The organism is Marihabitans asiaticum, from assembly GCF_007828725.1.
Lineage (GTDB): Bacteria > Actinomycetota > Actinomycetes > Actinomycetales > Dermatophilaceae > Marihabitans > Marihabitans asiaticum.
The window spans coordinates 297,680-311,682 of record NZ_VIUW01000001.1 but is presented as its reverse complement, the minus strand read 5'-3'; the positions used below and the strand labels follow the sequence as shown (position 1 = coordinate 311,682).

The 14,003-nt window shown below is 71.4% G+C and carries 13 protein-coding genes and 1 pseudogene; 3 read left to right on the top strand and 11 right to left on the bottom strand.

What is annotated here, in order from left to right; translation table 11 throughout:
- Nucleotide 1 precedes the first annotated feature (1 nt).
- The 3 genes and pseudogenes from FB557_RS01445 to FB557_RS01435 all read right to left on the bottom strand — a co-directional run bounded on the left by FB557_RS01445 (nt 2) and on the right by FB557_RS01435 (nt 3,074).
- A complete protein-coding gene (locus FB557_RS01445; protein ID WP_144854979.1) occupies nt 2-844 on the bottom strand; it encodes a carbohydrate ABC transporter permease in 843 nt (280 codons plus the stop codon).
- Entirely contained in the window at nt 841-1,752 is a 912-nt protein-coding gene (locus tag FB557_RS01440) for a carbohydrate ABC transporter permease (protein ID WP_246074303.1), read from the bottom strand. Before FB557_RS01440 ends, FB557_RS01445 begins: the two co-directional genes overlap by 4 nt.
- Nucleotides 1,749-3,074 (bottom strand): annotated as a pseudogene (locus tag FB557_RS01435) (ABC transporter substrate-binding protein). Before FB557_RS01435 ends, FB557_RS01440 begins: the two are co-directional and overlap by 4 nt.
- A gap of 150 nt (nt 3,075-3,224) precedes the next feature.
- On the opposite strand from FB557_RS01435, the gene FB557_RS01430 reads away from it, so the two are divergent.
- A complete protein-coding gene (locus FB557_RS01430; protein WP_144854977.1) occupies nt 3,225-4,154 on the top strand; it encodes a sugar-binding transcriptional regulator in 930 nt (309 codons plus the stop codon).
- 138 nt (nt 4,155-4,292) lie between these two features.
- Here FB557_RS01430 and FB557_RS01425 read toward each other — a convergent pair whose 3' ends face one another.
- The 4 genes from FB557_RS01425 to FB557_RS01410 form a co-directional block, all read right to left on the bottom strand.
- Nucleotides 4,293-5,153: an Fpg/Nei family DNA glycosylase gene (locus FB557_RS01425; protein WP_144854975.1), complete on the bottom strand. Its 861-nt coding sequence runs from the start codon at nt 5,151-5,153 to the stop codon at nt 4,293-4,295.
- Entirely contained in the window at nt 5,146-6,240 is a 1,095-nt protein-coding gene (locus tag FB557_RS01420; protein ID WP_144854973.1) for an App1 family protein phosphatidate phosphatase, read from the bottom strand. The genes FB557_RS01425 and FB557_RS01420 overlap by 8 nt, the downstream gene beginning before the upstream one ends.
- Before the next feature lie 44 nt (nt 6,241-6,284).
- Complete coding sequence (locus tag FB557_RS01415) at nt 6,285-6,788, bottom strand: thioredoxin domain-containing protein (protein ID WP_144854971.1); 504 nt, start codon at nt 6,786-6,788, stop codon at nt 6,285-6,287.
- Between the two features lie 152 nt (nt 6,789-6,940).
- Nucleotides 6,941-7,678 (bottom strand): GAF and ANTAR domain-containing protein, encoded by a 738-nt coding sequence (locus FB557_RS01410; protein WP_144854969.1) that lies wholly within the window; start codon nt 7,676-7,678, stop codon nt 6,941-6,943.
- Between the two features lie 96 nt (nt 7,679-7,774).
- On the opposite strand from FB557_RS01410, the gene FB557_RS01405 reads away from it, so the two are divergent.
- Nucleotides 7,775-9,025 (top strand): hypothetical protein, encoded by a 1,251-nt coding sequence (locus FB557_RS01405; RefSeq protein ID WP_144854967.1) that lies wholly within the window; start codon nt 7,775-7,777, stop codon nt 9,023-9,025.
- 88 nt (nt 9,026-9,113) lie between these two features.
- Here the strand turns inward: FB557_RS01405 and FB557_RS01400 are convergent, their stop codons facing one another.
- The 4 genes from FB557_RS01400 to FB557_RS01385 form a co-directional block, all read right to left on the bottom strand.
- On the bottom strand, nt 9,114-9,977 hold the full coding sequence (locus FB557_RS01400; RefSeq protein ID WP_170236142.1) for a DUF3152 domain-containing protein: 864 nt from the start codon (nt 9,975-9,977) through the stop codon (nt 9,114-9,116).
- Nucleotides 9,978-10,023: 46 nt separating this feature from the next.
- Nucleotides 10,024-11,094, bottom strand: coding sequence for an L-glyceraldehyde 3-phosphate reductase (gene mgrA, locus FB557_RS01395; RefSeq protein WP_144854963.1), 1,071 nt, complete (start codon nt 11,092-11,094; stop codon nt 10,024-10,026).
- A gap of 189 nt (nt 11,095-11,283) precedes the next feature.
- Nucleotides 11,284-12,414: an NADH:flavin oxidoreductase/NADH oxidase gene (locus FB557_RS01390; RefSeq protein ID WP_144854961.1), complete on the bottom strand. Its 1,131-nt coding sequence runs from the start codon at nt 12,412-12,414 to the stop codon at nt 11,284-11,286.
- Nucleotides 12,411-13,469, bottom strand: coding sequence for an exodeoxyribonuclease III (locus tag FB557_RS01385; protein ID WP_144854959.1), 1,059 nt, complete (start codon nt 13,467-13,469; stop codon nt 12,411-12,413). The genes FB557_RS01390 and FB557_RS01385 overlap by 4 nt, the downstream gene beginning before the upstream one ends.
- Between FB557_RS01385 and FB557_RS01380 the strand changes: the two genes are divergently transcribed.
- A complete protein-coding gene (locus FB557_RS01380; protein ID WP_144854957.1) occupies nt 13,468-13,989 on the top strand; it encodes a hypothetical protein in 522 nt (173 codons plus the stop codon). The genes FB557_RS01385 and FB557_RS01380 overlap by 2 nt on opposite strands.
- The last annotated feature ends 14 nt before the right edge of the window (nt 13,990-14,003 follow it).

The window sequence follows — 14,003 nt, the reverse complement described above, 5'->3', positions numbered from 1 at the left end:
ATCACTTCACCGCGCCGAGCGAGAGACCCTGGACCAGCTTGTCCTGCGCGGCGAAACCGGCGATGAGCACCGGCAGCGAGACGACGAAGGAGGCGGCGCACACCTGCGCGAGGAAGAGACCCTGGCTGGTGACGAAGCCGGTGAGGAAGACCGGGGCGGTCTGGGCGACGGTTGAGGTGAGCACGCGGGCGAGGAGCAGCTCGTTCCAGCTGAAGATGAAGCAGATCAGCGAGGCCGCCGCGATGCCCGGCATGACGACCGGGGCGACGATGCGGGTGAGGGTGCGCAGCAGGCCCGCGCCGTCGATCTGCGCCGCCTCGAGCATCTCGACCGGGACCTCGGCGAGGAAGGAGCGCAGCATCCACACCGCGATCGGCAGGTTCATCGCCGTGTAGAGCAGGGTGAGGAACCAGATGTTGTCCAGCACCTGCAGCTGGGAGGCGAAGAGGTAGAGCGGCATGATCGCGGCGACGAGGGGGAGCATCTTCGTGGACAGGAAGAAGAACATCACGTCGGTCCACTTCTCCACCGGCTTGATCGACAGCGCGTACGCCGCGGGCAGGGCCAGGGCGATGCACAGCGCGGTGCTCACGACGCTCGCGGTGAGCGAGTTGAGCAGCGGCGGCCACGGTCCGGCGTCGAAGAAGGCCTGGTAGCCGTCGGTGGAGAGCGGGGCGAAGAACGCCGGCGGGTTCTGCGCCGCGTCGGTCTCGGCGTGGAAGGAGGTGAGCACCATCCACAGCACGGGGGCGACGAAGAGCAGGCCGATCACCCAGGCCGCCCCGCCGAGGAGGATGTTCGTGCGCCGGCTCGTGGTGCCCGGGGCTCCGGCTGTCGTGGTCATCGCTGCTCCTCGTTGAAGATCGACAGCACGGTGCGCAGGGCGAAGGTCGCCACGATGAGCGAGCCGAGCACCGTGATGACTCCTGCGGCCGACGCCCGGCCGTAGTCCTGACCGATGTAGAAGGTCTCGTAGATGTAGTAGGGCAGGTTGGCGGTGCCGAGGCCTCCGCCGGTGATGGTGAAGACGTGGTCGAAGTTCTGCACGACGAAGATCGCGCCGAGCAGGCCGGCCAGCTCGATGTAGCGCCGCAGGTGCGGCAACGTCATGTTGGTGAAGATCTGCCAGGGGCTCGCTCCGTCGATCCGCGCGGCCTCGACGACGTCGAGCGGCCGGCTCTGCAGACCCGCGAGCAGGATGAGCATCATGAACGGCGTCCACTGCCAGATCAGCGCGGCGGCGATCGCGAGGAAGGGGTTGGAGCTGATCCAGTCCCGCTGTGGCGCGTCGTCACCGAAGACCAGGGTGAGCATGCCGTTGAGCAGGCCGTACTCGGGGTTGAAGAGGGCGTGCTTCCACAGCAGCGCGGCGGCGATCGGGACGACGAGGAAGGGCGCGATCATCATCGTGCGCACCACCGAGCGACCCCGGAAGGGCCGGTCGAGCAGCAACGCGATCCCCAGGCCGAGAGCCAGGCTGACCAGCACGACGACCGTCGTGAGCAGGATGGTCACGATCACCGCGTTGCGGGCGTTGGTGTCGGTGAAGATGTCGACAAAGTTGGTCAGGCCGGCGAACCCGCGCTCGTCGGGGTAGTAGGAGTTCCAGTTCATGAACGCGATGACCAGGGCCGCCGCGAAGGGCAGCTGGGTCATGACGATCGTGAAGATCAGCGCCGGGAGGAGCGGGGCCCGCCGGGCCCACCGTCCTGCCTTGTCCAGCGTCCGGTCCGGGGCGGCTGCGCGGCTCACTGCTCCTCCTCGCGTCGCTGGTACTTCGTGCTGACGTCCTCGGCGAGCACCTGGCCGCGCTCGAGGGCGTCCTGGACGCTCTGCTGCCCGGCGATCGCCGCGCTGACCTCCTGGCTGACCTGGGTGCCGAGGATGGGGAACTCGGGGATGTCGACGAACTGGATGCCCGGCGCCGGACGAGGCTGCAGGCCCGGGTTGTTCGGGTCGGCGGACTCGATGGCCTCCAGGGTCGGCTCGGCGAAGGCGCTGGCGACCTTGAGGTAGTCCTCGTTCTCGTAGGTGGAGCGCCGCTTGCCGGAGGGGACGTTGGCCCACCCGATCTCCTTGCCGACGGTCTCCTCGAACTCCTTGCTGCTGGCCCAGGAGATGAACTCCCACGCCGCGTCCTTGTTCGTGCTCGCTTCCTGGATCGCCCAGGCCCAGACCTAGAGCCAGCCCGAGCTGTCGGTCTCCTTCACCGGGGCTGCGGCATAGCCGAACTTCCCCTTCGACGGGGAGCCGTCGGCCTCGATCGAGCCCGCCGCCGACGTCGCGTCGTACCACATCGCGGTCTGACCCTGGACCGCGCTGTTGAGGCACTCAGCGAAGCCGGACTGGGCGGCCCCGGGCTGGCCGTGCTCACGGACGAGGTCGACGTAGAACTGGGTGGCCTCGACGAACTCGGGCGAGTTCACCTTCGCCTCCCAGTCCTGGGTGAACCAGGTCCCGCCGAAGGTGTTGACGACCGTGGTCAGGGGCGCGAAGACCTGGCCCCAACCGGGCAGCCCGCGCAGGCAGATCCCGTCCATGCCGGGCTCCTTGCCGTCGATCTCGGCGGCGATCTCGGCGACCTCGTCCCAGGTGGGCTTCTCCGGCATCTCGACGCCGTGCTTGTCCAGCACGTCCTTGCGGTACATGAGGAAGGAGCTCTCGCCGTAGAACGGCTGGGCGTAGACCGAGCCCTCCGAGGAGAGCGACTCGGTCATCGACCCGAGGATGTCGTCCTGGTCGAACTCGGCATCCTCGGCGATGTACGAGTCCATCGGGGCGATCCAGCCGGCCTTGGCGTAGATCGGCACCTCGAAGTTGCTCAGCGAGGCCACGTCGTACTGCCCGGCCTGACTGGAGAACTCCTGGCTGATCTTGCCGCGGACGTCGTTCTCCGGGAGCACGGTGTAGTTGACCGTGATCCCGGTCTCCTTGGTGAAGTGCTCGTCGGTGAGGTTCTGCAGGTCGACCATCTGCGGGTTGTTGACCATGAGCACGTTGATGCTCCCTTGGCCCCCGTCGCCTGCTCCTCCGCCCCAGCCGGCGGTGCATCCGCCGGCCAGGAGGGCGACCATCGTCGCCCCCATCACTGCTGATCGCTTGTGCGGCACGTCAGTCCTCCGTTGCACGACGTCCCACCACCGATCCCTCCCGCCCCTGTCGGCGGTCAGTCGCTCATTTGAGCAATCGTGGTGCTCAGATGAGTATTGGGGTAGGTTTCGGGTGTGTCAACAGGAGAGCCTCCGGTCCCGCTCAGCGAGACCGAGCGCGCCCTGTGCGTGGCCGCCGCCCGGATGCACTACCTCGAGGACCGGAGCAAGACCGATATTGCCGAGGCCCTGGACATCTCCCGCTTCAAGGTCGCCCGCCTGCTCGGCCTCGCCCGGGAGCACCGGATCGTGCGCATCGAGATCGAGGACTCGGCGGTCGACCTTGAGCGCTCGGACCGGCTCGCCGCGCTGCTCGGACTGGATCGCGCCGTGGTCACGAGTGGAGACGTGGCGGTCGCGGCCGCCGACCTCCTCTCGGTCGTGCTCGACGACGGGGACGTCCTTGGCCTGCCGTGGTCGCGCACCGTGGCGCGGATGATCGAGCACCTGCACGACCTGCCTCGGGTGGACGCCGTCCAGCTCACCGGGGCCCACCACGCTCCCGAGCTGGACACGAGCGCGGTCGCCATCGTCAGGGCCGTCGCGCGCGCCAGCGGCGGCTCCGCGCATCTCTTCTTCGCCCCCTTCGTCGCCCAGGACGCCGAGACGGCTGCGGCCTTCGCCCGGCAGGCCGAGGTGCGCGCCGCGCGGTCCGAGCTGAGCCGGGTCACCCACGCCGTCGTCGCCGCCGGCTCGTGGGGGGCGGGGCAGTCCACGATCTACGACGCGGTGACGCCGGCAGAGCGCACCGAGGCCAAGGAGGCGGGGGTGGTCGGCGAGATCGCCGGGATCTTCCTCGACGCCAGCGGTGCTGCGGTCGAGGGCCTCGCCGCCGCGCGCCTGGTCACCCTCAGCCGTCAGGAGCTGCGCCATATCCCCCACGTCGCGCTCCTCGCCACCGGCCCCGACAAGGCGGCGACGGTGCGAGCTGCGGTGGCCGGCGGCCTGGTCGAGACCCTCGTCTGCGACCGCGCCCTGGCCCAGGTCCTCCTCGACGCGACCTGAGCAGCCCGCACCCCCCGTCGCAGATCCCCGGGGAGCCTCAGACGAACGGTCACCCCCGAACCCACCGGCCCCCTTCGCAGATCCCCGGGGAACCTCAGACGAACGGTCACCCCCGACGGGGAGGCCTACAGCAACGGGCTACTTCAGGAAGCGGCTGGTCCGGCGGTCCGCCAGCGGTTTGCCCTGCGTCTGGCAGGTGGCGCAGTACTGCAGCGAGCGGTCGGCGAAGCTCACCTCGCGCACGACGTCGCCGCACTCCGGGCAGGCCTGCCCGGTCCGGCCGTGCACGCGCATCCCGGCACGTTTGGCGTCCTTGAGCTCGGCCGCCGGCTTGCCGGTCGCCGCCTGCACCGCCTGGGCCAGCACCCCGCGCAGCGCCGTGTAGATCCGGTCGCGATCGTCCTCGTCCAACGTCGGTACGAGAGCGAAGGGGGATACCCGCGCCACGTGGAGGACCTCGTCGGAGTAGGCGTTGCCGACCCCGGCGATGACGGACTGGTGGCGCAGCACTCCCTTGATCTGGCCGGTCTGCCCGTCAAGGACCTCCTCGAACCGGTGCCGGGTGAAGTCCTCGGCGAGCGGGTCGGGCCCGAGCGTGGCGATACCGGGCACCTCGTCGACCGAGCGGACGAGGTAGGCGGCCAGAGACTTGCGGGTGCCCGCCTCGGTGAGGTCGAAGCCGGACCCGTCGGAGAGACGGACGCGAAGGGCGATCGGCCCCTTGCCCGGCCGGGCCGGGGCCTCGGGGACCTCCTCGTACCACCGCAGCCAGCCCGCCTTGGCGAGGTGGAAGACGAGGTGCGTGCCGTCGCAGTCGAGGTCGACGAACTTGCCGTGCCGGGTGACGGCATCGATCGGCGCTCCGGCGAGGGCCTGCGGTGGCGGGTCGAAGGTCTTGAGCACGGTGATCGACGCAAGCTCGACCGACTCGACTGCCAGGCCGACGACCCGGTCGGAGAGGAAGGCGACGAGGCCGGTGACCTCGGGGAGCTCAGGCACGCACACCCCCTTCGTCCGTCGGCTGCTCCGAGCGAGCACCGGCGAGGGCATCGCGGAGCACGGGCGCCATGACGAAGCCATCGGGCGCGCGGACCACCGGCAGGTCGACGCCGACGTGCTGCTCGAAGTCGTCGGTCGCGACGGGGGTGAAGTGCGACAGGAGCTGCTCGGTGGCGGTGAGGACGCGGATGCAGATGGCGCGCACCCGGTCGGGACGCTGCTCGGCGAAGCCGCCGTAGATGCTCGGGTCGTGCTGCCCGTCGTCGCCGACGAGCACCCAGCGGATGCCGGGCAGCTCGCGGGCAAGGCGGTGCAGGCAGGCGCGCTTGTGGTCCTGCCCGGAGCGGAACCACCCGGTGTTGGTCGGTCCCCAGTCGGTCATGAGCAGCGGGCCGAGCGGGTAGCCGGAGCGGCGCAGGAAGCGGGTGAGCTGCGGCACGGCGTTCCACGCCCCGGTGGAGACGTAGACGATCGGCGCGCCGGGATGCTCCTCGAGCAGTGAGCGGTACATCGTCGCCATCCCGCGGACCGGCCGGCGGGTGCCCTCGTGGCGGAAGAAGGTGTTGTAGGCGGCGATCATCGGCCGCGGCATGGTCGTCGTGATGATCGTGTCGTCGATGTCGCTGACGATGCCGAAGGTGGTGCTCGGGTCGACGACGAAGACCGAGGCGGTGGCCTCCGCGGCGCGCGGGGACTCGATCCGGATGTCGTGCCAGCCCGGGTCGAGGCCGTGCCCGGGGACGGTGATGTCGATGATCCCGGAGCGGTCGGCGCGCGCCCGGATGCTCCGCTCACCGACGTGGGCGGTGACGGGTTCGGCCATGGCCGGGGTGGTGAAGAAGGACCGCCAGCCGCGCCGCTCCCGCTCGGCGTTGCGCAGCTCGAGCCAGGTGGCGCGGGCGTCGGCGGAGGCGGGCGCATAGGGCCGACGGGTCATGAGCACCCGGCCGAGGACCCGCACCGACTCGGTCGACCCGTAGCCGGTGTAGGGCAGCACCCGAGTCCCCCATCCGCGCCGACGCATGCCACCGGCCAGCTGCCGGTGCCAGGCATCCTCGAGGAGGGCGGCGGTGTGTGGGCGCGCCATGGGCACACCTTAACGAGACGGGGCGAAGGGGGATCCCCAGGTCGTCAGGCCGGGTGGACCTCCTCCAGCGCGGCCAGCACTGCGCGGGCTCCGCGGTCGGGAGCCGGCAGGCGGTGGACCCCCGTGGTGCCGCTGAAGAACAACGCGTGGTCGCGGGGGTCGCCCAGGTCGCGCGCCACGCTGCGGTCCTCCCTGGCCATCGCGCGAGCCCGGTCCGAGGCGGCGAAGATCTCCACCGCCTCACCGTCTTGGGAGCGGCGGTGGGCGATCGCGGCGAAGGAGGACGGCTTCGCGACGTCCATCCCCTCGTCGGCGTGCGCCCGCACGACGTCCTCGACAGCCTGCACCGGGGTGGCCCCGTCGGCGGCGAGCAGGGCGATGACGCCGGCCGCCACATGCTCCGAGCTGGCGTGATCACCGGTGAGGACCACCTCGACGGTGATCCGGTCGTGCACGGCCATCACCACGTCACGCACGGCCCCGATCTGGGACCGGACCGTCTCGCTCAGCGGGTCGACGACCCAGGTGAGCAACGGCTGCTCCGCCACGCGGGGACGCCACAGGCGTGATGGACGTGCTCGGTCGCGCTGCGCCACGTGCCGCTCTCCTCGGGGCGAGGGCCGCGCGAGGACTGACGGGCAGCGGATCAGGTGCACCAACCGGGCCGCTCGCGCGATCCCCGGTTGGCTTCAGGGTGGGGTCAGTCTACGGCCTGCCCGGCGCTCGGGAGCTGGGACCCGGTCGCGTCGTCGACGATGGAGCGTGCGACAAGCCGGAGCTTGATGTTGGTGCGCTGCGACTGCTTCTTGATCAGGTCGAACGCCTCGACCTCGGTGAACCCGTGCCGTCCCATGAGAACACCCTTGGCCTGCTCGATGACGGCGCGGCTGGCCAGTGCCTGCTCGAGCTGACCGGCCAGCTCGCGGGCTTCGATCACCTTCAGCCCCGCGGCGACGACCCGCCCGACGTGAGCCCCCGCCGCGAGCATCACGACATCGTCGGTCCCAGCGAGCGCGCTGGCCGACCTGGCATAGAGGTTGAGCGCGCCCACCGACGTGCCCCCCGCCAGCAGCGGATAGGCGATGAGCGCCCGGGTCTTCTCCTCCTGGGCGGCGTCGGTGAACCTCGGCCACCGGTCGTACGCCTCGTCGAGCTCGGCCCGTACCACCTGCTTGGTCTCGTGCGCCTCGAGGCAGGGGCCCTCCTCAAGCGCGTACTGCATCGCATCGATGTCGAGCGTCACCGCCGAGGTGTAGGCCGCCGTCGTCGCCTTGCCGTCAGCGACCAGGGTGATGCCGACGGCGTCGCAGCCCGGTACCTCGGCGGCGACGACGTGGACGACGTCGTCGAGATAGCGCTGCAGCGCCTCGAAGCTGTCGATCACCCCGTCGAGCTGATCGAGCAGCGCGGTGGCCTGCGCGGGACCGGGGCTGTTCATCCCCTTACGCTATCGCCTCACCACTCCTGGCAACGACCTGACCTGGCACGATGCGCCCCAGACCCGCGCAGCCGCACCGGGACCTAGATTGGCACCGTGGCCGCCGACGACAGCACCTCGATACCGCTGACCGCGATGGGGTGCCGGTGGATCCTCGACCTCACCCACCTGCCCGTCGCGGCCGTCAAGGAGATGCGCCGTCGCTGGTCGCGGTGCGAGGAGCTTGACGCAGACCCCGCCACCATCGCCCTTGACGAGGACCGGGTGCCCGTCGTCCCGGTCCCCGCTCACCGATTCGGCGAGCTGCAGGAGAGTGACCGGCACCCCCCTTCGCCCCCGGTGTTCGTGCCCTACGACGACCACCGCCTGCACGCCCTGCCCTACGACCTCTCCCGCGCGCTGACCAGGCGCGGGATCACCCGGCTCACTGGGCGAGCGTTGCTCCTCCACGCCGCCGCGCTCACCGACGCCGCCGGGCGGGCCGTCGTGCTCGTCGCCCCGTCCGGCACCGGCAAGTCGACCGCGAGCGCCACCCTTGGCCGTCACCTCGGCTATGTCACCGACGAGAGCGTCGTCATCACGTGGGTCGGGGGCGAGGCGCGGCTGGCCCCCTACCCGAAGCCACCCTCCCTCATCCCCACCCGCATGGGTGAGGCGCCTACCGCCCAGGACAAGGACGAGCGGTCACCCGACGACCTCGGGCTGGCGCCGACGCACCCCGACCCGGTCGTCGCCGCCATGGTCACCCTGGCGCGGTCGGACGAGGCGGACGAGCCCCGGCTGGTCGAGGTGGACCTGCTGGACCAGCTGCAGGACCTCCTGCCGGAGACCTCCTCGGTCTTCGCCCTGCCCGACGGGCTCGAGCAGCTCGCCCGGGCGGCCACCCGCAGCGGCCCACCGCTGCGCCTGGAGTACCGCGAGATCGGCGACTGTCTCGGCCTGCTCCGGAGCCTGCTTCAGGAACGGGAACGGCCGGCGCCGGAGTGGGTGCACCTCCCGCCCCGTCCGGGTGAGCGGTTGCCGCCCTCGAGCGAGTCGGGGGCGAGCTGGGATGAGTGGCCGCTGACCGCGGGCGCGGTGGTGCGCCGGCTGCCGTGGACCGACGCGATCGCCCACGAGGGCCGGGTCCTCGTCCTCCTCCACCACCAGCCGGTGCTGCTCGCCGGGCTCGGCGAGCTCGTCTGGACCCAGACCGGCACGCCTCGCTCGGTCGGCGAGCTCGAAGCTCTGGCCGTCGCGGCCTTCGGGGAGCACCCGGAGTCAGCGCGGCTCGTGCACGACGCGGTGGCGAGCCTGGCCGCACGTGGTCTCGTCGTCGTCGACCCGGAGCAGGGCGAAGGGGTGTGAGCCGACCGCCCGGCCCCCGGGCGCCGACCGGTCGGCCCGAGCGACCGCCCCGTCATCCAGGGTCGCGCCACGGCGTCGACCGCCCCGGCTACCGCCTACCGACCCCGTCGCCGACCGGCCAGGACCACGCCTCGCACTCGCCCAACGACAACGTCTGCTGCATCATCACCGGCGCGCGTTCCCCCTTCGCCGGGCACTGGACGTGCCCGTACCGCAGGGCGTGACCCATCTCGTGGTTGACCAGGTAGGTCCGATAGCCCTCGAGATCGTCGCCGAAGGCGTCGGCGCCGCGCAGCCAGCGCTTGCTGTTGAGCACCACCCGCCCGCGCTGCATGCACGACACGTCACCCCTGGTGGTTAGCGGCGCGCACAGCACGTCGGTCTTGTCCGGGCTGGCGAGGACGACCGTGACGTCGACGTCTGCGCCGTTCTTGCGCTCCTTCGGCGTGAGGTAGCGGAAGGCGACCCCCTCCTCGGTCTCCCAGCCGCGCCGGTCCTGCAGCACCTGCCGGACGAGGGCGCCGACGGGCTCGAGGTCGATACCCAGCCCCTTCTCGGCCTCCATCGTCCAGCGCACGGTCCGGCCGTCGCGACCGGAGTCCTTGCCGGCGACCGGGACCGCGACGAGGGTGCCGGATCCGGAGGTGACGACCTCGGGGGATGACGGCGAGGGTGCCGGGCTGCTCGCGCTGCCGGACGCGGGCGAAGGGGGGTCACCCGTGCCCGGGTCAGCCTGCCGCGAGGTGCCGTCGACCCCGGCCTGACTTGAAGAGCTCGCCGATCCGGTCGGCTCGGCCTGGCCTCCCGGACCACCGGGGTCGTCACCCGCGACGAGGAAGGAGGCGAGCAGGCCGGTGGCGGTGAGCGCGAGGAGAGCCAGCCAACCGCCATCACGGCGCGGCGGGCGCTGCTGGTGACGTGCGGCGCCGGTCGGTGGCTGGGTCGGCGTCACCTTCTCGACCCTACGCACCGCCCCTCGGCCCGCGCGCGCCCCCTCGTCACGCGTCCGACGACGGCTTCCACAGGTTGATCCCGGCCTCGACGGCGTGCTGGTCGATGGCGTCGAGCTCGTCGTCGGTGAAGTCCAGCCCACCCAGGGAGTCGAGGGTGCTGTCGAGCTGGGCGACGCTGCTCGCGCCGACGAGCGCCGAGGTGACTCGCTGGTCGCGCAGGATCCAGGCGATCGCCATCTGGGCGAGGGTCTGGCCGCGGCGCTCGGCCATCGCATTGAGGGCCCGCACGTGCCGCAGCGCGTCGTCGGTGAGCAGGGCCGGGTCGAGGGACTTGCCCTGCGCCGCTCGTGAGCCCTCGGGTACGCCGTCGAGGTACTTGTCGGTGAGCATGCCCTGGGCCAGCGGCGAGAAGGCGATGCACCCCACCCCTTCGTCGCCGAGGACGTCGAGGAGGTCTTCCTCGACCCACCGGTTGAGCATGGAGTAGCTCGGCTGGTGGATGAGCAGCGGCGTGCCGAGCTCGCGCAGGATCGCCACGGCTTCGCGGGTGCGCTCGCCGGAGTAGCTGGAGATGCCGATGTAGAGCGCCTTGCCCTGCCGGACGATGGAGTCCAGCGCGCCCATCGTCTCCTCGAGCGGGGTGGTGTCGTCGAAGCGGTGGCTATAGAAGATGTCGACGTAGTCCAGCCCCATCCGCTGCAGGCTCTGGTCGAGGCTGGCCATGAGGTACTTGCGCGACCCGCCGCCCTGGCCGTAGGGGCCGGGCCACATGTCGTAGCCCGCTTTGCTGCTGATGATCAGCTCGTCGCGGTAGCGGCCGAGGTCGCGGCGCAGATGGGTGCCGAAGTTGCGCTCGGCCGAGCCGTACGGCGGCCCGTAGTTGTTCGCCAGGTCGAAGTGGGTCACGCCCCGGTCGAAGGCACGCCGCAGGATCGCGGCCTGGGTCTCCAGCGGCATGTCGTCACCGAAGTTGTGCCACAGCCCGAGCGAGATCGCCGGCAGGTCCAGCCCGGACCGGCCGCACCTGCGGTAGACCATGCCCGTCCCGCTGGTCGCAGCGGCGCCGTGGGCGTAGCGGCCCGCGGCCGCCTGGTACTCGTCGACTCGATAGGTCATGCCCCCATCCTCCACCGTGCGGCTCCCCCCTTCGCCATGGCCCGGTGCCCAGAAGGTCGCCAGATCTGCCCTGTGGGCAGAAGTGGCGGGTGTGTCGCGGGACGCGCCCGCCACTTCTGACCGGCTGGCACGACTGGCGAAGGGGGTAGGTCGGGCGAAGGGGGTGGCTCGGGCAAAGGGTGCGCCGCCTCATTCGGTCGGCCAGGCGCCCCGGGTGTACTGCGGCGGGTACGGAGCCTCGCGCCAGGTCAGGCCCAGCTCGGCGGCGGCGCGCTGCGGCCAGGAGGGTTCGCGCAGGGCGGCCCGGGCGAGGAGGACCGCGTCCGCGTGCCCGCCGGTGAGGATCGCCTCGGCCTGCGCGGGGTCGGTGATCAGCCCGACCGCCCCGGTGACGACGCCTGCCTCGCGCACCCGGCTGGCGAGCGGCACCTGGTAGCCGGGGCCGAGCGGGATGTCGGCGATGACGTTGCCGCCGCTGGAGACGTCGACGAGGTCGACCGCGCGCTCGGTGAGCCACGAGGCGAGCGTTGCGGTCTGTTCGATGTCCCAGCCGCCATCGACCCAGTCGGTGCCCGAGAGCCGCACGAGCACCGGCTTGCCCTCCGGCCAGACCGCCCGGACCGCGTCGACGATCTCGAGCAGCAGCCGCGCCCGCCCCTCGAGCGAGCCGCCGTACCCGTCGTCGCGGTGGTTGCTCAGCGGCGAGAGGAAGGAGTGGATGAGGTACCCGTGCGCACCGTGGATCTCCACGACGTCGAAGCCGGCCTGGTCCGCCCGCCGGGCGGCGTCGGCGAAGGCGGCCACCACCCCTTCGATGTCCTGCGCGGTCATCTCCCGCGGGGTCGGCAGTCCCTCGAAGGGGGTGGAGCTCGGTCCGAGCGTCGGCCAGCCGCCGTCGTCGGCGGGCACCGCGCCCTTCGGCTCGCCCGCGAAGGGGCGGTAGGTCGAGGCCTTGCGGCCGGCGTGCGCGAGCTGGATGCCGATCGCCGCCCCCTGCGCCCGGACGAAGTCGACGACCCGGCGCCAGGCGTCGCGCTGGGTGTCGTCCCAGATGCCGGCGTCCTGCGGGCTGATCCGACCTTCGGGTGCGACCGCGGCGGCCTCGGTGAGGATCAGGCCGAAGCCGCCGACCGCACGCGCGCCGAGGTGCACGAGGTGCCAGTCGGTCGGCACCCCGTCGCCCTCGCAGCTGTACTGGCACATCGGGGCGAGCCAGATCCGGTTGCGGATGGTCAGCTCTCGCAAGGTGATCGGCTCGAAGAGGGCGGGGCTCGGGGTCGTCTTGCGCGGGGTGGTCTCACGCGTGGTGGTCTCGCTCACGTCGTCCACCCTCCCAGGTCGTAGTCGACGACGACCGGGGCGTGGTCGCTGACCCGCTCCTCGTAGCTGGGCTCTCGGTCGACACCGGCGGCGACCGCGGTCCGCGCGAGGCCCGGCGTCGCGAGGTGGTAGTCGATACGCCAGCCGACGTCATTGGTGAAGGCCTGCCCCATCCACGACCACCACGAGTACGGGCCGTCGACCTCGCCGACCTGGCGACGGAGCACGTCGACCAGCGTCCGCGGGCCGATGAGCGTGTCGATCCACTCCCGCTCGACGGGCAGGAACCCCTCTGCCTGGTGGCTGCGACGCCAGTTGCGCACGTCGTGGGTGAGGTGGGCGATGTTGAGGTCGCCCATGAGGAGGAACTCCCGACCCGCGTCCCGAGCAGCCTTGCGCGAGCGAGTGACGTGGCGGGCCAAGGCGTCCATGAAGTGCAGCTTGCGCTCGTGCTTGACCCCACCGTCGGGTGCCTCGCGCATCCGGCCCGGCTTCTGCAGCTCGACCGGCAGACCCCCCTTCGGCAGGTACAGGGAGGCCACGGTCAGCGGCCGGTCGGCCAGGTCGACCTCGACGTAGCGGCCCTCGTCGGCGTAGCGGGAGATCCCCCGGGCCAGGGTGGCGAAGGGGGTGTCGAGCCGACTCCCTTCGCCAGGCTGAGTCCCATCGCCCCCTGGCGTGTGAGGGCCGCCAGGCCCGAGCCTCGAAGGGATCGCCCACGCCTGGCCGGACCACGTGCGCACCGCAGCGGGCGGCTCGCGGGTCAGCACCGCGACCCCGTTGCGACCCGGGATCTGACCCGGCTCGTACGTCGCGTGCAGGTGACCGAATACCCCTTCGGGCACCTGATCGACCGGGCAACGCACCTCCTGCAGCGCGACGACATCGGGGTCCCGGCGGGCCAGCCACTGCTCGAACCCGCGGCGCTGCGCGGCCCGGATGCCGTTGACGTTGTAGGAGGCGACGCGAAGGGGTGAGCTCACCTGCCCGATTGTCCCCGCACCGACCGGCGCGTCCTCGCCGGGGCGCGGTCGATCAGCCACAATGGTCGGCATGAGCGCGCCGTACAACGCCCCATCGCCCTACCAGACCCCCGAGCCGAAGCGGCGCAAGCCGTGGACCGCCATCATCGGTCTGCTGCTCAGCCTGATCGCCCTGGTCCTGCTCGCGATCGGCGGCTGGCAGACCTACACGTCCGTGACCGACCTCTCCGGCGCCGAGCGGTACACCGGCTCGCACACCGTGTCGATGGAGGCCGGCGAGACGCAGATGGTGTGGGCCAGCTCGTCTGACGTGCGCTGTGAGGCGAGCGGTCCGCAGGGCGCCGTTCAGGACAGCTCGCCCGGGGACTTCTCCGTGGAGGTCAACGGCGAGCGCCTCGAGCAGGTCCTGATGGTTCAGGCTACCGAGGCCGGCGACTACACGATCGCGTGCAACGGCGAGTTCGTCCTCGGGGACGGCATCTCGGTCGGCGGCTCCCTGCTCATGCTCGCCGGTGGCGCGCTGTGCTGCCTCGGCTTTGTCGTCATGGTGATCGGCCTGATCATCTGGCTGGTGCGCCGCAACAAGCGCTGAGCCGCGTCGACCGT